The following is a 20,910-nucleotide window of genomic DNA, read 5'->3' on the forward strand; positions in this document are numbered from 1 at the left end:
ACCTGGATACTGGCCGACGAGGTGTACGAGCGGCTTTACTACGAGGCCCCGGCGCCGAGCCGCCTCAAGCCGGGAGCGCCCCCTCAGGGGGCCGGGCAGAGCCCGGGGAGAGTCGAAAATTGGAACGGCTGCGCCCCCAGTTTTCTCGATGTGGCCATGCCCGAGGATCGCCTGGTCGTGGTGCACAGCTTTTCCAAAAGCTTTCTCATGACCGGCTGGCGCCTGGGCTGGCTGGTGATGCCGCCAACCATGACGCACCACATGGGCAAGCTGATTGAGTTCAACACCTCGTGCGCCAGTGTGTTCACGCAGCGGGCGGGTGTGGTGGCTTTGCAGCGCACGGATGAAGTGACGCCCCAGGTTGTGGCCCATCTAAAGGCCTGCCGGGACACGCTGATTCCCCTGTTGCAGGCGGTTCCGGGGCTGCAGGTGGCGCCGACACGCGGCGGTATGTATGCCTTTTTCCGGCTGGCGGGTTTTGACGATTCACTCACCACGGCCAAACGGCTGGTTGTGGAGGCCGGCGTGGGCTTGGCGCCGGGCGACGCGTTCGCGCCCGAGGCGCGCGGCTGGCTGCGCTGGTGCTTTGCCTCCAAGGACCCGCAGCGGCTGGTGCAGGGTGTGGATCGACTCCAACACTGGCTTGAAAAGCAGGCGCAATCACTGGCCTAGCGTTTATGAGCGGTGCGATCCCGCTTCCGGGCTATAATCGCAAGGCTTTGCACACCGCAATAGCGCACGTCAGGGGCAGTTCCAGCGCCTGACGCAAGTTTCACACAAACAGGAAAATGACATGATCGCATCCAGTATCAAAGCCGCTGTCGTCAAAGACAACGCACGCCAAGTTGGTGACACCGGCAGCCCTGAAGTGCAAGTTGCACTGTTGACCGCTCGTATCAACGAACTCACCCCCCACTTCAAGACCCACGCCAAAGACCATCACGGTCGCCGTGGTCTGTTGCGCATGGTGAGCCGTCGCCGCAAACTGCTGGACTACTTGAAGTCCAAAAACGCTGAACGTTACACCGCGCTGATCACCAAGTTGGGTCTGCGCAAGTAATCGATCAAACGAATGATGAACGCCTGAGTTAGGTTACTAGCTCAGGCGTTTTTTACTTCGGAGAAGGCAATAGCGGAGCGAAGCTGTGTCATTCCAGATGAGTTCAACTCGAATTTCCCTGGAATGGCATCGTGTTCTGTGAGGCTGAATCCGGGCTCGGGCGAGGTGGCCTGCACTTCCCAAATTGACCAGGAGATAAAAAATGAGCATATTCAACAAAGTCACCAAGACCTTCCAATGGGGTCAGAACACCGTCACCATGGAAACCGGCGAAATCGCCCGTCAGTCCACCGGCGCCGTGCTGCTGGACATGGACGGCACCGTGGTGCTGGCCACCGTCGTTGCCAAGACCGAAGGCAAGGCCGGTCAGGACTTTTTCCCCCTGACGGTCGACTACCTTGAAAAGACCTACGCCGCAGGCAAGATCCCCGGCAGCTTCTTCAAGCGCGAAGGCCGCCCCAGCGAGTTTGAAACACTGACCAGCCGCCTGATCGACCGCCCGATCCGCCCGCTGTTCCCGGAAGGCTTCTTCAACGAAGTGCATGTGGTGGTTCACACCCTGTCCTTGAATCCTGAAGTCGATGCTGATATTGCCGCCCTGATCGCGGTCAGCGCTGCTTTGTCCGTCAGTGGCATCCCGTTCAGCGGCCCGATCGGCGCGGCGCGCGTGGGCTACGTCAACGGCGAATACGTGCTGAACCCGGGTCAAACCGCCCGCAAAGATTCCGTCATGGATCTGGTGGTGGCCGGTACCGAAGCCGCCGTCTTGATGGTCGAGTCTGAAGCCAAGCAACTGAGCGAAGAAATCATGCTCGGCGCTGTGGTGTTCGGCCATGAGCAAGGCAATATCGCCATCAACGCGATTCACGAGCTGGTGCGTGACGCCGGCAAGCCGGTGTGGGACTGGAAAGCACCGGCCAAGAACGAACCACTGATCGCCAAGGTCGGCGCACTGGCTACCCAAAAACTCGAGGCGGCTTACCAGATTCGCAACAAGCAGGCCCGTACCCGCGCCTGCCGCGAAGCCTACGCGGTCGTGATGGCCGACCTGAAGCTCGATGGTGTCGCGTTTGACGGCGTTGCCGTTGAAGGCATGCTGTTCGACATTGAGGCCAAGATTGTTCGCAGCCAGATTCTGGCCGGCGAGCCGCGCATTGACGGTCGCGATACGCGCACCGTGCGCGCCATCGAAATCCGCAACAGCGTGCTGCCCCGTACCCACGGATCCGCCCTGTTCACGCGTGGCGAAACCCAGGCTTTGGTGGTCACGACGCTGGGCACCGAACGCGATGCGCAGCGCATTGATGCACTGGCGGGTGAATACGAAGACCGTTTCTTGATGCACTACAACATGCCTCCGTTCGCCACCGGCGAGACCGGTCGCGTCGGTACGCCCAAGCGCCGCGAAATCGGCCACGGCCGTCTGGCCAAGCGTGCCTTGATGGCGGTGCTGCCGAGCAAGGAAGAATTCCCTTACACCATGCGCGTGGTCTCTGAAATCACCGAGTCCAATGGTTCCTCGTCGATGGCCTCGGTCTGCGGCGGCTGCCTGTCGCTGATGGACGCCGGCGTGCCCATGAAAGCCCACGTGGCTGGCATCGCCATGGGTCTGATCAAGGAAGAAAACCGTTTCGCCGTGCTGACCGACATCCTGGGTGACGAAGATCATCTGGGCGACATGGACTTCAAGGTCGCGGGTACCACCAACGGCATCACCGCGCTGCAGATGGACATCAAGATCCAGGGCATTACCAAGGAAATCATGCAAGTGGCGCTGGCGCAGGCCAAGGAAGCGCGCATGCACATTCTGGGCAAAATGCAAGAAGCCATGGCTGAAGCCAAGACCGAAGTGTCGACCTTCGCGCCGCGCCTGTTCACCATGAAGATCAACCCCGAGAAAATCCGTGATGTGATCGGCAAGGGCGGCTCCGTGATCCGTGCGCTGACCGAAGAAACCGGCACCCAGATCAACATCGACGAAGACGGCACCATCACCATCGCGTCCGCTGATCCAGCCAAGGCCGAAGAAGCCAAACGCCGCATCCAGCAGATCACCGCTGAAGTCGAAATCGGCAAGGTCTACGAAGGCCCGATCACCAAGATTCTGGACTTCGGCGCCTTGGTCAACCTGCTGCCCGGCAAAGACGGCCTGCTGCACATCAGCCAGATCGCACACGAGCGTGTCGAGAAGGTCTCGGACTACTTGACTGAAGGCCAGATCATCAAGGTCAAGGTCATGGAAACGGACGAAAAAGGCCGCATCAAGCTGTCCATGAAGGCTTTGCTGGACCGCCCGGCCCAGAACGGTTCCGACCACCACGCTTGATAGTGTCTTACGTAAATTGCACGGGGGCTATCGCCTGAAATGACCATGAAAGCTATCGAAATAACCTCTTTTGGTGGGCCCGAAGTTTTACGACTGGGGGCGCGACCTGTACCCGTGCCGGGCGTCGGCGAGTTGCTCATTCGCGTGTCGGCCAGCGGTGTGAACCGGCCTGATGTCCTGCAACGCACGGGCAACTATCCGGTGCCGCCGGGTGCCTCGGATATTCCGGGGCTCGAAGTGGCGGGTGTGATCGAGCAGGGCGATGCGCAGACGCTGGCGCGGGCGGGCTTCAGAATAGGCGACCGTGTTTGTGCGCTGGTCGCCGGTGGCGGCTACGCCGAATTTTGCGTGGCGCCGGTGGGGCAATGCTTGCCCGTGCCCAAAGGCTTGAGCGACGTGGAAGCGGCATCCCTGCCCGAGACCTTTTTCACGGTCTGGAGCAATGTGTTTGACCGGGTGCGCCTGCAAAAAGGCGAAACCTTGTTGATTCAGGGCGGCTCCAGCGGCATTGGCGTGACCGCCATCCAGCTGGCCAAGGCCATGGGGTCGCAGGTGATCGTGACGGCGGGCAGCGATGAAAAATGTGCCGCTTGCCTGGCCTTGGGCGCCGACCATGCGATCAACTACAAGACGCACGACTTCCAGGATGAGGTCAAGCGTCTGACGGGCGGCAAGGGCGTGAACGTCATCCTTGACATGGTGGCAGGCAGCTATGTAGCCAAAGAGATTGAGTGTTTGAGTGAAGATGGCCGACTGGTCATCATCGCGGTACAGGGCGGCATCAAGAGTGAAATCAACGCGGGACTGCTGCTGGTTCGGCGGCTCACGGTGACGGGGTCGACCTTGCGGCCGCGGTCGATTGCCTTCAAGGAGGCGATTGCGCAGGCCTGTCTGAAAAATGTTTGGCCGCTGATTGAAGGTGGCAGCATCAAGCCCGTGATCCACAGTACCTTTGCGGCAGCGGATGCGGCCAAGGCGCACGCGCTGATGGAGTCCAATCAACACGTCGGCAAGATAGTTTTGACATGGGGTGTGGCGTGAAAAAAAAGCTGATTGCTGGCAATTGGAAAATGAATGGCAGTCTGGCTGCCAATGCGTCCCTGGTCAAAGGTCTTCTGGCCGGCCTGGGAACGCCCGCCTGCCAAGTGGCACTGTGTGTGCCATCGGCCTACTTGGCCCAATGCCAGACCTTGGTGGCCGGTAGCGCCCTTGATCTGGGCGCGCAGGACCTGTCCCCGCATGAGGCGGGCGCTTTTACGGGTGAAATTTCTGGCGCCATGCTCAAGGAGTTTGGCGTGTGTTATTGCATTGTTGGCCACTCCGAGCGTCGCCAATATCACTTCGAGACCGATGCCCTGGTCGCGGCCAAAACCCAGCGCGCGCTGGCCTGCGGCATCACGCCCATTGTGTGTGTCGGCGAGACGTTGGCCGAGCGTGAAGCCGGCAAGACCGAAGAAGTCGTCAAGCGCCAACTCGCAGCGGTAATCCATGCCAACGGCCACTGCATCAGCGAGATTGTGGTGGCGTACGAACCGGTGTGGGCCATCGGTACCGGCAAGACCGCCAGCACCGAGCAGGCACAGCAGGTGCACGCGGTGTTGCGGGCACAGTTGCAAGCGGCCTCGGAGCACGCGGATCGCATCCCTATTCTGTACGGCGGCAGCATGAATGCGGCCAATGCGGCGCAGTTGCTGGCGCAGCCCGACATCGATGGCGGCCTGGTGGGCGGCGCATCGCTCAAAGCCCCGGACTTTTTATCAATTATTGCTGCCGCCCTCTGATTCAGGGCGTTGGCTGCTACATATTTAGGAGTAATCAATGAATGTTTTTCTCACCATCCTGCTCGCGGTCCAGATGATTGCGGCGGTGACCATGGTCGGTCTGATCTTGGTGCAACACGGTAAGGGTGCTGATATGGGGGCTGCTTTCGGCAGCGGTGGTTCAGGCAGTCTGTTTGGCGCCAGCGGCAGTGCAAATTTTTTGTCACGCACCACCGCCGTGCTGGCCACGCTGTTCTTTGTTTGCACGCTGTTGCTCGCTTATTTTGGTACGGCGCGCCCGGCGGCCAGCTCGGGCAGCGTGCTTGAAGGTGCAGCTGTCACGGCGCCCGTTCCAGCGGCTATTGTGCCCTCAATGCCAGCGTCCGGTGCGGCGCAAATCCCTTCCAAATAATTGCCTCGAAATTGCCCGCCTCCTTCGGAAAACCGGGTAATTTCAGGGTAAACTCTTAGTCAGTCTGGAAAGCAAAATCCGCAAGGTACCTCATGCAATTCAGACACTTGAAAGCCGCCGTCGTGGTGAAATTGGTAGACACGCTATCTTGAGGGGGTAGTGGCGAAAGCTGTGCGAGTTCGAGTCTCGCCGACGGCACCAAGTAAATATCGCTTGACATAGGTCAATCCGTCAAGCGAATACTTCGATCACAATCACAAGATGAGCCTTGATCAGTACCTACCAGTCCTCTTGTTCATCTTGGTCGGCATCCTGGTCGGCATTGTTCCTCAGGTGATCGGTTATATCTTAGGGCCCAATCGGCCCTATCCCGCAAAAAATTCCCCTTACGAGTGTGGCTTCGAAGCTTTCGAAGATGCCCGGATGAAGTTCGATGTGCGCTACTACCTGGTGGCGATTCTGTTCATCCTGTTCGACCTCGAAATTGCGTTTCTGTTTCCGTGGGCGGTCTCTCTTAAAGATATCGGTCTGCTTGGTTTCTATTCGGTGATGGAGTTTGTTGGCATTCTTGTCATCGGCTTTATCTACATGTGGAAAAAAGGGGCCCTTGACTGGGAGTAATGCGATGATCGAAGGCGTATTAAAAGAAGGCTTTGTCACCACCAGTTACGACTCGGTGATGAATTGGGCCAAGACCGGCTCCGTCTGGCCCATGACGTTCGGCCTGGCTTGTTGTGCCGTTGAAATGATGCATGCCGCAGCCGCCCGTTATGACATCAGTCGCTTTGGTGCCGAGGTGTTTCGTGCCAGTCCGCGTCAGTCCGACCTGATGATCGTCGCCGGCACGCTGTGCAACAAGATGGCGCCTGCGTTGCGCAAAGTCTATGACCAGATGTCCGAGCCGCGCTGGGTTATCAGCATGGGTTCTTGCGCCAATGGCGGCGGCTATTACCACTACAGTTATTCGGTGGTGCGTGGATGCGACCGGATTGTGCCGGTGGATGTGTATGTGCCTGGTTGCCCGCCGACCGCAGAAGCCCTGATCTACGGCGTCATGCAGTTGCAGCAAAAGATTCGTCGCACGCAAACGATTGCGCGTGCTTGAAGGACTGGTAATGACTGTTTTTGCTGTAAACCCCGAGGCTCTGAAAAATACCGTTGCTGCCGCACTTGGCGAAAAAGTCAAGCATATCGTTGTTGCATTGGGTGAGGTGACCGTGGTGGTGGGTGCTGCCGATTATCTGGCTGCTGCCAAAATTTTGCGAGATGCGCCAGATTGCTGCTTTGAGCAGTTGATCGATTTGTGCGGTGTGGATTATTCCGAGTACAAACATGGGAGCCTTGAGGGGCTGCGCTATTGCGTGGTGTCGCACTTGCTGTCCGTCAAATTGAATCAGCGTCTGCGTCTGAAAGTGTTTGCGCCGGATGATGATCTTCCCTTGGTGGCCTCGGTCAATGACATCTGGAATTCCGCCAACTGGTTCGAGCGCGAGGCGTTTGACCTGTTCGGCATTGTGTTTGAGGGTCACAGCGACTTGCGCCGCATTTTGACCGATTACGGCTTCATTGGTCACCCGTTCCGCAAGGATTTCCCTTTAAGCGGCCATGTAGAAATGCGCTATGACGCAGAGAGCAAGCGGGTCGTTTACCAGCCCGTCACGATTGAGCCGCGCGAAATCACACCGCGCATCATTCGTGAAGAAAACTATGGAGGCCTGCACTAGGCGGTTTGTGTTATGGCTGAAATAAAAAACTACACACTTAACTTCGGGCCGCAACATCCGGCGACGCACGGTGTTTTGCGCCTGGTGCTGGAGCTTGATGGCGAGGTGGTGCAACGCGCTGACCCGCATATCGGCTTGTTGCATCGGGCGACGGAAAAGCTGGCTGAGAGCAAGACTTTCATTCAGTCCTTGCCCTACATGGATCGGCTTGATTACGTATCGATGATGTGCAGCGAGCATGCTTACTGCCTGGCCATCGAGAAGCTGATGGGCATTGAAGTGCCCGTGCGTGCCCAGTACATCCGTGTGATGTTTGCCGAGATCACGCGTCTGCTCAATCATCTGTTGCAGGTAGGTACCTACGGCAACGATTGCGGCAGCTCGACCATTCTGATCTACACATTTCGCGAGCGCGAAGATCTGTTTGATATGTACGAGGCGGTCAGCGGCGCCCGCATGCATGCGGCGTACTTTCGTCCGGGTGGGGTGTACCGGGATCTGCCCGATACCATGCCTCAGTACAAAGCCAACAAGGTTCGCAACGCCAAGGGTATTGCGCAGCTCAATAGCAACCGCAAGGGTTCGCTGCTGGACTTCATCGAAGATTTTACGCAACGTTTCCCGGCCCTTCTGGGGGAGTACCACACGCTCCTCACGGAAAACCGGATATGGAAGCAGCGCACGGTAGGTATTGGGGTGGCGACGCCCGAGCGGGCTCTGAACCTGGGCTTTACCGGTCCCATGTTGCGTGCATCTGGCTTGGCGTGGGATATACGCAAGAAGCAACCCTACGATGTGTACGATCGCCTGGATTTCGATATTCCTGTCGGCGTCACCGGCGATTGTTACGACCGTTATCTGGTTCGCATGGAAGAGATGAAGCAGTCCAATCGCATCATCAAGCAGTGCGTGGACTGGTTGCGCGTCAATCCCGGCCCGGTGATCACGGATAACCACAAAGTGGCGGCGCCCGATCGTGAATCCATGAAATCCAACATGGAAGAGCTGATCCATCATTTCAAGCTGTTCTCAGAAGGCTTTCACGTGCCTGAAGGCGAGGCCTACGCCGGTGTGGAACACCCCAAGGGGGAGTTTGGCATCTATCTGGTGAGCGATGGCGCCAACAAGCCTTACCGCATGAAGATCCGCTCGGCTGGTTTTGCCCATTTGGCCAGTCTGAATGAGCTGGCAGGCGGTCACATGATTGCGGACGCAGTGGCCGTGATCGGGTCTATGGATATTGTGTTTGGAGAGATTGACCGATGAGCGCCGTAGCTACTTCCCAAGCGATTTCCGATGCGACCAAGGCACGTTTTGCCAAGGAAGTCGCCAAATACCCTGCGGATCAAAAGCAGTCTGCAGTGATGGCATGCCTGACCATTGTCCAGCAGGAAGCTGGTTACGTGAGCGCCGAGAGTGAAAAGCTCGTGGCCGATTATCTGGGTATGGCACCGATAGCGGTTCACGAGGTCACCACGTTTTACAACATGTACAACCAGCAGCCCGTTGGCAAGTACAAGCTCAACGTGTGCACCAATTTGCCCTGCCAATTGCGTGACGGCGGCAAGGCCCTCGAACATCTGGAGCACAAGCTGGGTGTCGGCATGGGTGAGACAACCCCGGACGGCATGTTCACTTTGCAACAGTGCGAATGCCTTGGCGCTTGTGCAGACTCGCCGGTATTGCTGGTCAACGACCGGACGATGTGCAGTTTCATGAGCAACGACAAGCTCGACCAGTTGGTGGACGGCCTGCGCGCTGCGGGGAGCACATGATGACGGCCGAAAAAATTCTCGCCCAGTTTCAAGCCACAGGTGTGCAGACCTGCTTTCATGATCGGCATATCAATCCGCAAATTTACGCTGGGTTGAACGGCACCAATTGGCGCTTGAAGGACTATGAAGCGCGCGGTGGTTACCAGGCCTTGCGCAAAATTCTTGGATTAGATGGTGCTGGCGCAGCAGGCGACACCGGTGTTGTGGGTTTGACGCCAGAGCAGGTGACAGCAACCGTCAAAGAATCCTCCTTGCGGGGTCGTGGCGGCGCAGGTTTTCCGACCGGACTCAAGTGGAGCTTCATGCCACGCCAGTTTCCGGGCCAGAAGTACCTGGTGTGCAACTCCGATGAGGGTGAGCCGGGCACCTGCAAAGACCGCGACATCCTGCAGTTCAACCCCCACATCGTCATTGAGGGCATGATCATCGCCGCGTATGCCATGGGCATCACCGTGGGCTACAACTACATTCATGGCGAGATCTTCACGAGCTACGATCGCTTTGAAGAGGCTCTGGAAGAGGCTCGTGCCGCCGGTCTGTTGGGCAACAACATTCTGGGTAGCAGTTTCACTTTCCAGTTGCATGCTGCACATGGATTTGGTGCGTATATTTGCGGCGAAGAAACGGCGTTGCTGGAGTCCCTCGAAGGCAAGAAGGGCCAACCCCGATTCAAACCACCGTTCCCGGCAAGTTTTGGTCTGTACGGAAAACCGACGACCATCAACAACACGGAAACCTTTGCCGCCGTGCCGTGGATTATCCGCAACGGCGGGCAGGCCTATCTGGAGTGCGGCAAGCCGAACAATGGCGGCACCAAAATCTACTCCGTCAGTGGCGACGTGGAGCTGCCGGGCAACTACGAAGTCCCGATGGGCACACCGTTCTCCAAATTGCTTGAAATCGCGGGCGGTGTGCGCAGTGGTCGCCAGCTCAAAGCCGTGATTCCTGGCGGCTCGTCGTCACCTATTTTGCCGGCCAGCATCATGATGGACTGCACGATGGACTACGACTCCATCGCCAAAGCGGGGTCGATGCTGGGCTCGGGCGCGGTGATTGTTCTTGACGACAGCCGTTGCATGGTCAAAAGCCTGCAACGCTTGAGCTACTTTTACATGCACGAATCGTGTGGCCAGTGCACACCATGCCGCGAAGGAACCGGCTGGCTGTCGCGCGTGGTGGACCGTATTGAAAATGGTCAGGGTCGGCCCACCGACATGGACTTGTTGAATTCGATCGCTGAAGACATTCAGGGTCGAACCATTTGTGCCTTGGGCGATGCGGCGGCTATGCCGGTGCGGGCCATGCTCAAGCATTTCCGTCATGAATTTGAATATCACGTAGAGCACAAGACCTGCATGGTCCCAGCCCACGTCTGAGCGAGTCCCAAGATGATTGAAATTGAACTCGACGGCAAGAAGGTAGACATTGTTGAAGGCAGCATGATCATGCATGCCGCCGACAAGGCCGGCACCTACATTCCGCATTTTTGCTATCACAAGAAGCTCAGCATCGCGGCCAGCTGCCGTATGTGCTTGGTGGACGTGGAAAAAATGCCCAAACCCATGCCAGCTTGTGCTACGCCTGTGACACAGGGCATGATTGTCCGCACCAAGAGCGACAAGGCAATCAAAGCGCAAAAGTCAGTCATGGAATTCCTGCTGATCAATCATCCGCTGGATTGCCCTATTTGTGACCAGGGTGGCGAGTGTCAGTTGCAGGATCTGGCCGTGGGTTACGGCGCTTCCGCTTCCCGCTACGAGGAAGAAAAACGGGTTGTGGCCGTCAAAGATGTTGGCCCCCTGATTTCGATGCAGGAAATGAGTCGCTGCATTCACTGCACCCGTTGCGTTCGTTTTGGTCAGGAAGTGGCCGGTGTGATGGAGTTGGGCATGTCGCATCGCGGCGAGCACGCCGAGATCGAAACCTTTGTCGGCCACACGGTTGACTCGGAGCTCTCGGGCAACATGATCGACATCTGCCCGGTTGGTGCCTTGACCAGCAAGCCGTTTCGCTACAGCGCACGGACGTGGGAATTGTCGCGCCGCAAGTCCATCAGCCCGCACGACTCGACCGGCGCCAATCTGATCGTGCAAGTCAAGAATAACAAGGTCATGCGCGTGGTGCCGCTCGAGAACGAAGCGGTCAACGAGTGCTGGATTGCCGACCGCGACCGTTTCTCCTACGAGGCCTTGAACGGCGATGAACGTCTGACCACCCCCATGCTCAAGCAGGGCGGAGTGTGGAAGTCGGTCGATTGGCAGACCGCACTGGAGTACGTCGCCAATGGTTTGAAGCAAATCAAGTCTGAGCACGGTGCCGCGAGTATGGGGGCGCTAGTCAGTCCGCACAGCACGCTTGAGGAGTTGAGTCTCGCCGGCGCCTTGATGCGCGGACTGGGCAGTCAGAACGTTGATTACCGATTGCGCAATGCCGAATTCATGGCAAGCGAAGGTGTGCGCTATCTGGGGACCTCCATTGCGTCCTTGGCCGAACTCCAGCGTGTGTTGGTGGTCGGTTCCAGCCTGCGCAAGGATCATCCCCTGTTTGCGCAGAGAATTCGGCAGGCAGCCCGCAAGGGATGTACGGTGAATGCTATTTATGCTGTCGCAGAAGACTGGGCTCTGCCTGTTTCCAATGCCATGCTGTGCGCCAGCAGTACCTGGGTGCAGGCCCTGGCCGACGTTGCCGCTGCGGTGGCGGCCGACAAAGGTGTTGCGCCACTGGTGGCGGGTACCGCCAGTGAGACGGCCAAAGCCATCGCCAAGTCTTTGCTGAGCGGTGAGCGCAAGGCCATATTGCTGGGCAATGCGGCGGCACACCATGCCAAAGCCTCAAGCCTGCTGGCACTCGCCAACTGGATCGGTGAACAAACGGGTGCGACGGTGGGCTATCTCACGGAAGCTGCCAACACCGTGGGTGCACAGCTTGCTGGTGCGCTACCAGGGCAGGGTGGTTTGAACGCAGGTCAGATGCTCGACGGTGGTCTCAAAGCGATCCTGCTGATGAATAACGAGCCCGAATTTGATTCGGCCGCGGGTGCGTCGGCCCCGACCGGTCTGTCGCAAGCCGAGATGGTGGTGACGCTCAGCCCGTTTAAATCAAATATGGCGTTTAGTGATGTGTTGCTGCCCATTGCACCATTCACAGAAACGTCTGGCACTTTCGTCAATGCCGAGGGACGGGTGCAAAGTTTTCATGCCGTGGTCAAACCCCTGGGTGAAACCCGCCCCGCGTGGAAGGTTTTGCGCGTGTTGGCTAACTTGTTGGGTGTGCCGGGTTTTGATTTCAACTCCTCGGAGGAGGTGCTCAACCAGGTGTGTGGTTTGCCGCCAGTGGGCGAGACACATTTGACCGCCGAGATGCTGAACAATATGACGCGTGTCGCAATTGATCTCACCCCGGCGACGGTCGCGCCGGTGGTAGCCCGTATTTATGCCTTGGATGGTACGGTTCGCCGCGCTGCAAGCCTGCAGCTCACGGCAGACGCCAAAGGTACCGAACTGGCGCAGGAGGTGGCAGCATGATTGACGCCATTTTTGCCTTTGGTCAGGGCCTGACGGACGCACCCTGGTGGGTTGCTGTTGGCTGGCCGGTGCTCTGGGCTCTGATCAAGATTGTGGTGGTGGTATTGCCCTTGATGGGTGCGGTCGCCTACCTCACTCTGTGGGAGCGAAAATTTTTGGGCTGGATGCAGGTTCGCTTAGGCCCCAATCGGGTTGGACCCTGGGGCATACTGCAGCCGATTGCCGACGCCTTGAAACTGATGGGCAAAGAGATATTGATGCCGACGGCTGCCAGCAAGGAACTGTTCTTCATTGGACCAGTCTTGACCATCATGCCGGCCATGGCGGCTTGGGCAGTGATTCCTTTTGGCCCGGATGCTGCGTTGGCCAATATCAATGCCGGTCTGTTGTTTGTGATGGCGATCACCTCCATGGAGGTCTATGGCGTGGTGATTTCTGGCTGGGCATCGAATTCCAAGTATTCCTTTCTGGGCGCTATGCGTGCGTCGGCGCAGATGGTGAGCTATGAAATCGCCATGGGTTTCTGTCTGGTGATCGTGCTCATGGTATCGGCCAGCATGAACCTGACTGACATCGTCTCCGGACAGGGCAAGGGCTATTTCGCGCACATGGGGCTGAGCTTCCTGTCATGGAATTGGTTGCCGCTGCTGCCAATTTTTGTGGTCTACATTATTTCAGGCCTCGCTGAAACCAATCGTCACCCGTTTGACGTGGTGGAAGGTGAAGCTGAAATTGTGGCGGGGCACATGGTTGAGTATTCAGGCATGTCGTACGCCATGTTCTATCTGGCCGAATACGCGAACATGTGGATGGTGTCCATTTTGGCAACCATCATGTTCCTCGGTGGATGGCTGTCGCCGATTGACAGTGCCCTGTTCAACTGGGTTCCGGGTTGGATCTGGCTCGGGATCAAGACCTGTGTTGTGGTCAGCCTGTTTATCTGGGTTCGTGCAACTTTTCCACGTTTCCGCTATGACCAGATCATGCGTTTGGGCTGGAAGGTTTTCATACCGGTGACCCTGGTATGGCTGGTGGTCGTGGGCGGGTGGATGCAAACCTCCTTCAATATCTGGAAGTAACAGGAGTTCATCATGTCCACCACTACTTCGACCCTTAAGCCGTCCGCTTTTTCCCTCAAGGATTTTCTCTCCAGTTTCATGTTGCTGGAGTTACTCAAGGGACTTGCGCTGACTGGCCGCTATGCTTTCCGCCGCGCGGTGACGATTCAGTTCCCGGAAGAAAAAACACCTCTGTCGCCAAGATTTCGAGGCCTGCATGCTTTGCGCCGCTACGAGAACGGTGAGGAACGCTGCATCGCCTGCAAGCTGTGCGAAGCGGTATGCCCTGCCATGGCCATCACGATTGAGTCCGAAGTGCGGGCCGATGGTTCGCGTCGCACCAGCCGCTATGACATTGACCTGACCAAATGCATCTTCTGCGGTTTCTGTGAGGAGAGCTGTCCGGTGGATTCGATTGTTGAAACCCATATTCTTGAGTACCACGGTGAAAAACGCGGCGATCTCTACTTCACTAAAGAAATGCTGCTGGCCGTTGGCGATCGTTATGAAAAAGAAATCGCAGCCAGCAAGGCCGCTGACGCCAAGTACCGCTGACTAGCCGCAAGAAAGAAATTACACCTATGGATGTCAAAACTGGTCTGTTCTACGCCTTTTCGGCGGTGCTGCTGTTCGCCGCGTTTCGGGTGATTACGGCCCGCAACCCGGTTCACGCCGTGCTGTTTCTCGTGCTTTCATTCTTCCAGGCCGCCATGATCTGGATGCTGCTCAAGGCAGAGTTCCTCTCCATCACACTGGTGCTGGTTTATGTGGGGGCGGTGATGGTGTTGTTCCTGTTCGTCGTGATGATGCTGGACGTCAACGTCGACAGTGTCCGCCCGGGGTTTTGGAAGCATTTTCCGCTCGCCGCGGTGGTGGGTGTGCTCATCGCGCTGGAGATGGCTGCTGTATTGATGGGCGGGTTTCGGGTCAACGAAGAACTGCGTTCAAGTGCCGTTTTGGGTCAAGTGACCGGGCAACTATCGAATAGTCGCGAGCTGGGCAAGCTTTTGTATACCCAGTACCTCTATCCCCTTGAAATTGCTGCGGCGATTTTGCTGGTCGCCATGATCGCCGCTATCGCATTGACGCTGCGCCAACGCAAGGACAGCAAGTATGTGAGCCCGTACGACCAGGTTCGGGTGAAGTCAAAAGATCGCATGATTGTGCTCAAGATGCCTGCTACCCAAGTGGCGCCAATTGAAGATGCGGCCGCAGAGATTGGGAAAAACAACGCGACTGCGGAGAAAAAAGCATGACCTTGACTCTTGGACATTTTCTTGCGCTCGGCGCCATGCTGTTTGCGCTGTCGGTGATCGGTATTTTTCTCAACCGGAAAAACTTGATTGTTTTACTGATGGCCATCGAGCTGATGCTGTTGGCCGTGAATACGAATTTCGTGGCCTTTTCCTACTATCTGGGCGACATGCACGGTCAGATATTCGTGTTTTTCATTCTGACCGTCGCGGCCGCCGAATCGGCAATCGGTCTGGCTCTCCTGGTGCTGCTGTTCCGTAACAAATCCAGCATCAATGTAGACGAACTCAATACGCTCAAGGGTTAATAAGATGAGTCAAACCCTGTCTGCTTCAACGCTACTTCTGGTGCCCATGGCGCCACTGGCGGCGGCCGTTCTGGCCGGTATTCTTGGTACCAAATTTGGTGGCAACTGGATCGGTCGCCGGATGTCGCATTCGCTCACCATCCTGGGTGTGCTGCTGTCGTTCATTCTGTCTGCCATGACGCTCAAGAGCGTAGCGCTTGATGGCGCCCGCTTCAATGAGACCCTCTATACCTGGATGGTGGTTGGTGGGCTCAAAATGGAGATTGGCTTCCTCATTGATGGCCTGACCGCGATGATGATGTGCGTGGTGAGTTTTGTGTCCTTGATGGTTCACATTTACACCATTGGCTACATGGAAGAAGACGAAGGCTACAACCGTTTCTTTGCCTACATCTCGCTCTTCACGTTCTCCATGTTGATGCTGGTGATGAGCAACAACATGCTGCAGCTGTTCTTTGGCTGGGAGGCGGTGGGTCTGGTGTCGTATTTGTTGATCGGCTTCTGGTTCAACAAGCCGAGCGCCATTTTCGCCAACATGAAAGCTTTTCTGGTCAATCGGGTGGGGGACTTTGGCTTCATTCTTGGAATCGGACTGATTGTTGCTTTCACTGGCACGCTCAATTACGCCGAAGCTTTCGCCAAGGCCGCTGATTTGGCGAAGCTCAGTTTCCCGGGTACCGACTGGATGCTGATCACGGTCATCTGCATCTGTTTGTTTATTGGTGCCATGGGTAAATCGGCGCAATTTCCGCTACACGTCTGGTTGCCGGATTCCATGGAAGGCCCTACGCCCATCTCCGCTTTGATCCACGCGGCCACCATGGTGACCGCCGGGATTTTCATGGTGGCGCGCATGTCGCCTCTGTTTGAGCTCAGCGAGACGGCCCTTAACTTCGTTATGGTGATCGGTGCCATCACGGCCTTGTTCATGGGCTTTTTGGGCATCATCCAGAACGACATCAAACGCATCGTGGCCTATTCCACGCTGTCCCAGCTCGGCTACATGACGGTGGCGCTCGGTGCTTCGGCCTATTCCGTGGCGGTTTTCCACCTCATGACACATGCGTTCTTCAAGGCCTTGCTGTTCCTTGCGGCCGGCTCGGTCATCATGGGCGTGCATCACAACCAGGACATTCGCTGGATGGGCGGTCTTCGCAAGTACATGCCGATCACGTGGATCACCATGCTGCTAGGCTCGCTTGCCCTCATTGGAACGCCTTTTTTCGCAGGGTTTTATTCCAAGGACAGCATTATTGAAGCGGTGCTCGAAAGCCATCTCCCGGCTGCTGGATTTGCATCGTTTGCGGTCTTGGCCGGTGTGTTTGTGACGGCGTTTTATTCCTTTCGCCTGTATTTCCTGGTGTTCCATGGCAAGGAGCGTTTCGACCAAAATCCAGACGCTCACCACGGCGATCACCATGGCCACCACAATGAGCAGCACGAACCGCATGAGTCACCCTGGGTCGTGACCGTGCCTTTGATCCTGCTGGCGATCCCTTCGGTCGTGATTGGCTTCATGACCATTCAACCCATGCTGTTTGGCGAGTTTTTCAAGGGTGCTATCTTCATCGACAGCGAAAAACACGCTGCCCTGGAAGAACTGGCCAAGGCGTTTCATGGCCCGGTGCAAATGGCATGGCATGCGTTGACAACGCTGCCGTTCTGGCTCGCGTTGGCGGGCGTGGCTAGCGCCTACTACATGTACATGGTCAATCCGGCGTTGCCATCGGCCATCAAGACCCGTGTCCAGCCTATCTACACGCTGCTGGAGAACAAGTACTACTTCGACTGGTTCAACGAAAATGTTCTCGCCCGTGGGGCCAGGGCCTTGGGCACCGGCTTGTGGAAGTGGGGCGATGAGGCCCTGATTGACGGTGCGCTGGTCAATGGTTCCTGGAAAGTGGTCGGCTGGGTATCCAGCGTGGTTCGCCGGGTGCAGACGGGTTATCTGTACCACTACGCGTTCGCCATGATCATGGGTGTTTTTGTGCTGATGACGTATTTCGTCTGGCTCAAGTAGGAGAATTTAAAAAATGGGTTTGTTGAGCCTGGCTATTTGGACACCGATCGTTTTCGGTGTCGTGCTGCTGGCACTCGGTCGAGACGATCAGGCGCGTACCGTGCGCTGGGTTGCCTTGATCGGCGCCATTGCCAGCTTCGCTGTCACTTTGCCGTTGTATGACGGGTTCAAGCTCGGTACCGCTGCCATGCAGTTTGTCGAGAATGCACCGTGGATCGAGCGCTTCAATGTCAATTACCACCTCGGCGTGGATGGTATTTCACTCTGGTTTGTGCTGCTGACGGCCTTCATCAACGTGGTGGTGGTGATCGCCGGTTGGGAAGCCATTACCCGGCGCGTCAACCAGTACATGGGGGCTTTCCTTATTTTGAGCGGTTTGATGATCGGCGTCTTCTGTGCGCTCGATGGCATGCTGTTTTATGTGTTTTTTGAGGCGACACTGATTCCGATGTACCTGATCATTGGTATCTGGGGCGGGCCGAACAAAATCTACGCAGCATTCAAGTTCTTCCTGTACACCTTGCTCGGCTCACTGTTGCTGCTGATTGCGCTGATCTTTCTGTACACCAAGTCGGGTGGCAGTTTCGACGTGGCGCTGTGGCACCAGCTTCCGCTGGGCGGCACGACGCAGACATTGTTGTTTTTTGCATTCCTGGCGGCCTTCGCGGTGAAGGTTCCCATGTGGCCGGTACATACCTGGCTGCCTGATGTGCACGTTGAGGCCCCGACCGGTGGTTCGGCTGTGCTGGCCGCCATCATGCTCAAGCTCGGCGCCTATGGTTTTCTGCGTTTTTCCCTGCCTATTGCACCGGATGCGGCACGGGAGTGGGCCTGGTTGATGATTGCTTTGTCCCTGATTGCGGTCATCTACGTCGGTTTGGTGGCGATGGTGCAAAAGGATATGAAAAAGCTGGTCGCGTATTCGTCGGTTGCTCACATGGGTTTTGTCACCCTTGGCTTCTTCATCTTCAATGACCTGGGCGTGTCGGGTGGCCTGGTACAGATGATCGCGCACGGCTTCGTGTCAGCCGCCATGTTCCTGTCTATTGGTGTGTTGTATGACCGTGTTCATTCACGTGAAATCGCCAGTTACGGTGGCGTGGTCAACACCATGCCTAAATTCACGGCGTTTGCCCTGATGTTTGCCATGGCCAATTGCGGTTTGCCGGGTACCGCGGGTTTTGTGGGCGAGTGGATGGTGATTCTGGGTGCCGTCAAGGCCAATTTCTGGCTTGGTTTTGGTGCTGCCAGTGCCTTGATTTTTGGTGCGGCCTATACCTTGTGGATGTTCAAACGCGTCTACCTGGGCCCGGTTGCGAATCATCACGTCAAGACGCTGATCGACATCAACAGCCGTGAGTTCCTGATGCTGGCCTTGCTGGCCATCGCGGTGTTGTACATGGGTATTTATCCGAAACCGTTTACCGACGTGATGGACACCTCCGTGGCGGAGTTGCTCAAGCACGTTGCGCTGTCCAAGCTGAATTGATCAGTCTGAATTGACCAAATTGAATTAAGAGATGGAACATGATCGATAAACTCAGTTGGATCTCGGTTTACCCCGAAATCATCCTGCTCGTCATGGCCTGCGTGATTGCGCTGGTCGATCTAGGTGTGAAGAGCCCACGCCGTACAACGACCTATTTGCTGACCCTGCTGACATTGGCAGTCGTGGCCGCATTGCAGGCTAGCTACGCCAGTGGCGGCGCAACGGTGTACGGTTTTGGGAACATGGTGGTCAGTGACCAGATGGGAAACTGGCTCAAGTGCTTTGCCACCATCGCGGTGATGGTCACCCTGGTGTACGGTCGCCCCTACGCGGCGGACCGTGACATGTTGCGCGGTGGCGAGATGTTCTCCTTGAGCATGTTTGCGCTGCTGGGCATGTTTGTCATGATCTCAGGGAACAATTTCCTTGTGATCTATATGGGGCTTGAATTGCTCACGCTGTCCAGCTACGCTCTGGTGGCCTTGCGGCGCGACAATGTAACGGCTACCGAAGCGGCGATGAAATATTTCGTGCTGGGTGCAATGGCCTCGGGTTTCCTTCTGTACGGACTGTCGATGATGTACGGTGCCACCGGCTCGCTGGATGTGAATGCTGTTTTCAAAGCCATTAATTCAGGACAGATCAAACATCAAGTCCTGGTGTTCGGCTTGGTGTTTGTGGTGGCCGGACTCGCTTTCAAACTTGGTGTGGTGCCATTTCACATGTGGATCCCTGACGTTTACCAGGGGGCACCCACGGCCGTGACGCTGCTCATTGGTGGTGCGCCCAAGCTGGCGGCGTTCGCCATCGTCATTCGCCTGCTGGTGGAAGGCATGTTGCCGCTGGCCATCGACTGGCAGCAGATGTTGATGGTGCTGTCGATCGGTTCCTTGCTGATTGGTAATCTGGCGGCTATCGCGCAGACCAATCTCAAACGCATGCTGGCGTTTTCGACCATTTCCCAGATGGGTTTTGTATTGCTTGGCCTGATGTCGGGCGTGGTCAATGGCCACATCCACTATGCTGCCAATGCCTACAGCTCATCCATGTTTTATGTCATCACGTATGTGTTGACCACGCTGGCAAGTTTTGGCGTCATCCTCTTGCTCGCCCGTGACGGTTTTGAGAGTGAAGAGATATCTGATTTCGCCGGTCTGAACGAACGCAGCCCACTGTACGCAGCCGTGATGGCCATCTGTCTTTTCTCACTGGCAGGCATTCCACCCATGGTTGGCTTTTACGCCAAGCTCGCGGTCTTGCAGGCACTGATCGCATCTGGTCAGACCATCCATATCGGTCTGGCCGTGTTCGCCGTGATGATGTCATTGATCGGTGCCTTTTATTACCTGCGAGTCGTCAAAGTGATGTACTTTGATCAACCGATCACGGCCAGCACGGTGTCTGCACCGTTGGACGTTCGTGCTGTGCTGTCGATCAACGGCGCGCTGGTGCTGATTCTGGGCCTGGTGCCCGGTGGCCTGATGGCTTTGTGCGCCAATGCGGTCGTGCAAATGCTGGGTACCTGATCGCTTTGGCGGGGTTTGTCTGCCTCGCTGCTCAAGCACGGTGGCTAGTTCTTCGCAACGCTCATGGATGATTCCCATCTGATCGAAAAAAAGCTCGCCAGCGAAGAGCTGTTCAAGGGCCGTCTGTTGCACGCCTTTCGTGACACGGTCAAACTTCCTAGCGGTGCGACCGCCTCCCGTGAGTATGTGGTGCATCCTGGGGCTGTGATGATCGTTCCGCTGATTGAAGAAGCCTCGGGCGAAGTGCGGATAGTGCTGGAGCGCCAGTTTCGCTATCCCGTGGGTCAGGTCATGATTGAGTTTCCGGCTGGCAAGCTCGATCACGGCGAAGACACACTGGTCTGCGCTCAGCGCGAGCTGCTGGAAGAAACCGGCTATACCGCCCATGAATGGGCGCGCGCGGGCGTGTTGCACCCGGTCATTTCCTACTCCACGGAGTTCATTGATATCTGGTTTGCCCGTGGCTTGAGCGTTGGCGCTCGTCAGCTTGACCAGGACGAGTTTCTGGACGTGTTCACTGCTACACCGGCAGAGTTGCTGCAATGGTGCCGTGATGGCCAGGTAACGGATGCCAAAACCCTGATCGCGGCCTTGTGGTTGCAAAACGTGTTGTCGGGCGTGTGGGGATTGAATTGGCGACAAGTTGCCAAGCCCGGCGTCGCTGGATAATGGCGC

At 56.8% G+C, this 20,910-nt stretch carries 21 protein-coding genes and 1 tRNA gene; all 22 read left to right on the top strand.

Features of this window, described 5'->3' with window-relative positions; translation table 11 throughout:
• Positions 1-672 (top strand): aminotransferase class I/II-fold pyridoxal phosphate-dependent enzyme (locus B3V69_RS04910; RefSeq protein WP_296444332.1); only part of this gene is annotated, 672 nt, incomplete at its 5' end.
• Positions 673-793: 121 nt separating this feature from the next.
• On the top strand, positions 794-1,060 hold the full coding sequence (rpsO, locus tag B3V69_RS04915; RefSeq protein WP_296444333.1) for a 30S ribosomal protein S15: 267 nt from the start codon (positions 794-796) through the stop codon (positions 1,058-1,060).
• A 202-nt stretch (positions 1,061-1,262) separates the two neighbouring features.
• Positions 1,263-3,386: a polyribonucleotide nucleotidyltransferase gene (gene pnp, locus B3V69_RS04920; protein ID WP_296444335.1), complete on the top strand. Its 2,124-nt coding sequence runs from the start codon at positions 1,263-1,265 to the stop codon at positions 3,384-3,386.
• A 45-nt stretch (positions 3,387-3,431) separates the two neighbouring features.
• A complete protein-coding gene (locus tag B3V69_RS04925; RefSeq protein WP_296444337.1) occupies positions 3,432-4,427 on the top strand; it encodes an NAD(P)H-quinone oxidoreductase in 996 nt (331 codons plus the stop codon).
• Positions 4,412-5,167 (top strand): triose-phosphate isomerase, encoded by a 756-nt coding sequence (gene tpiA, locus B3V69_RS04930; protein ID WP_296444340.1) that lies wholly within the window; start codon positions 4,412-4,414, stop codon positions 5,165-5,167. Before B3V69_RS04925 ends, tpiA begins: the two co-directional genes overlap by 16 nt.
• A 37-nt stretch (positions 5,168-5,204) precedes the next feature.
• Complete coding sequence (gene secG / locus B3V69_RS04935; RefSeq protein ID WP_296444342.1) at positions 5,205-5,558, top strand: preprotein translocase subunit SecG; 354 nt, start codon at positions 5,205-5,207, stop codon at positions 5,556-5,558.
• A 116-nt stretch (positions 5,559-5,674) separates the two neighbouring features.
• Positions 5,675-5,759: transfer RNA gene (locus tag B3V69_RS04940), tRNA-Leu, on the top strand.
• Between the two features lie 60 nt (positions 5,760-5,819).
• Positions 5,820-6,179 (top strand): NADH-quinone oxidoreductase subunit A, encoded by a 360-nt coding sequence (locus B3V69_RS04945; RefSeq protein WP_296444344.1) that lies wholly within the window; start codon positions 5,820-5,822, stop codon positions 6,177-6,179.
• A gap of 4 nt (positions 6,180-6,183) precedes the next feature.
• The gene (locus B3V69_RS04950; protein WP_296444346.1) at positions 6,184-6,663 is read left to right on the top strand and encodes a NuoB/complex I 20 kDa subunit family protein; all 480 of its coding nucleotides are present in this window, start codon (positions 6,184-6,186) and stop codon (positions 6,661-6,663) included.
• A 10-nt stretch (positions 6,664-6,673) separates the two neighbouring features.
• A complete protein-coding gene (locus tag B3V69_RS04955; protein ID WP_296444348.1) occupies positions 6,674-7,282 on the top strand; it encodes an NADH-quinone oxidoreductase subunit C in 609 nt (202 codons plus the stop codon).
• A gap of 12 nt (positions 7,283-7,294) precedes the next feature.
• Positions 7,295-8,548: an NADH-quinone oxidoreductase subunit D gene (locus B3V69_RS04960; protein WP_296444350.1), complete on the top strand. Its 1,254-nt coding sequence runs from the start codon at positions 7,295-7,297 to the stop codon at positions 8,546-8,548.
• Positions 8,545-9,057: an NADH-quinone oxidoreductase subunit NuoE gene (nuoE, locus tag B3V69_RS04965; protein ID WP_296444351.1), complete on the top strand. Its 513-nt coding sequence runs from the start codon at positions 8,545-8,547 to the stop codon at positions 9,055-9,057. Before B3V69_RS04960 ends, nuoE begins: the two co-directional genes overlap by 4 nt.
• A complete protein-coding gene (gene nuoF, locus B3V69_RS04970) occupies positions 9,057-10,433 on the top strand; it encodes an NADH-quinone oxidoreductase subunit NuoF (RefSeq protein ID WP_296444353.1) in 1,377 nt (458 codons plus the stop codon). The genes nuoE and nuoF overlap by 1 nt, the downstream gene beginning before the upstream one ends.
• Before the next feature lie 12 nt (positions 10,434-10,445).
• On the top strand, positions 10,446-12,581 hold the full coding sequence (gene nuoG, locus B3V69_RS04975) for an NADH-quinone oxidoreductase subunit NuoG (protein WP_296444355.1): 2,136 nt from the start codon (positions 10,446-10,448) through the stop codon (positions 12,579-12,581).
• On the top strand, positions 12,578-13,660 hold the full coding sequence (nuoH, locus tag B3V69_RS04980) for an NADH-quinone oxidoreductase subunit NuoH (protein ID WP_296444357.1): 1,083 nt from the start codon (positions 12,578-12,580) through the stop codon (positions 13,658-13,660). Before nuoG ends, nuoH begins: the two co-directional genes overlap by 4 nt.
• Positions 13,661-13,672: 12 nt before the next feature.
• Complete coding sequence (gene nuoI / locus B3V69_RS04985) at positions 13,673-14,194, top strand: NADH-quinone oxidoreductase subunit NuoI (RefSeq protein WP_296444359.1); 522 nt, start codon at positions 13,673-13,675, stop codon at positions 14,192-14,194.
• Positions 14,195-14,220: 26 nt separating this feature from the next.
• Positions 14,221-14,895 (top strand): NADH-quinone oxidoreductase subunit J, encoded by a 675-nt coding sequence (locus B3V69_RS04990; RefSeq protein WP_296444361.1) that lies wholly within the window; start codon positions 14,221-14,223, stop codon positions 14,893-14,895.
• Complete coding sequence (gene nuoK, locus B3V69_RS04995) at positions 14,892-15,200, top strand: NADH-quinone oxidoreductase subunit NuoK (protein ID WP_296444363.1); 309 nt, start codon at positions 14,892-14,894, stop codon at positions 15,198-15,200. The genes B3V69_RS04990 and nuoK overlap by 4 nt, the downstream gene beginning before the upstream one ends.
• Positions 15,201-15,204: 4 nt before the next feature.
• On the top strand, positions 15,205-17,220 hold the full coding sequence (nuoL, locus tag B3V69_RS05000; RefSeq protein ID WP_296444365.1) for an NADH-quinone oxidoreductase subunit L: 2,016 nt from the start codon (positions 15,205-15,207) through the stop codon (positions 17,218-17,220).
• Between the two features lie 13 nt (positions 17,221-17,233).
• Entirely contained in the window at positions 17,234-18,709 is a 1,476-nt protein-coding gene (locus B3V69_RS05005; protein WP_296444368.1) for an NADH-quinone oxidoreductase subunit M, read from the top strand.
• 38 nt (positions 18,710-18,747) lie between these two features.
• Positions 18,748-20,235 carry an NADH-quinone oxidoreductase subunit NuoN gene (gene nuoN / locus B3V69_RS05010; protein WP_296444370.1) on the top strand — a complete coding sequence of 496 codons (1,488 nt, stop codon included), beginning with the start codon at positions 18,748-18,750 and terminating at the stop codon, positions 20,233-20,235.
• A gap of 63 nt (positions 20,236-20,298) precedes the next feature.
• Positions 20,299-20,904: an NUDIX domain-containing protein gene (locus tag B3V69_RS05015; RefSeq protein WP_296444371.1), complete on the top strand. Its 606-nt coding sequence runs from the start codon at positions 20,299-20,301 to the stop codon at positions 20,902-20,904.
• Positions 20,905-20,910 lie beyond the last annotated feature (6 nt).

It is taken from the genome of Rhodoferax sp. UBA5149, assembly GCF_002413825.1.
Taxonomy (GTDB): domain Bacteria; phylum Pseudomonadota; class Gammaproteobacteria; order Burkholderiales; family Burkholderiaceae_C; genus Rhodoferax.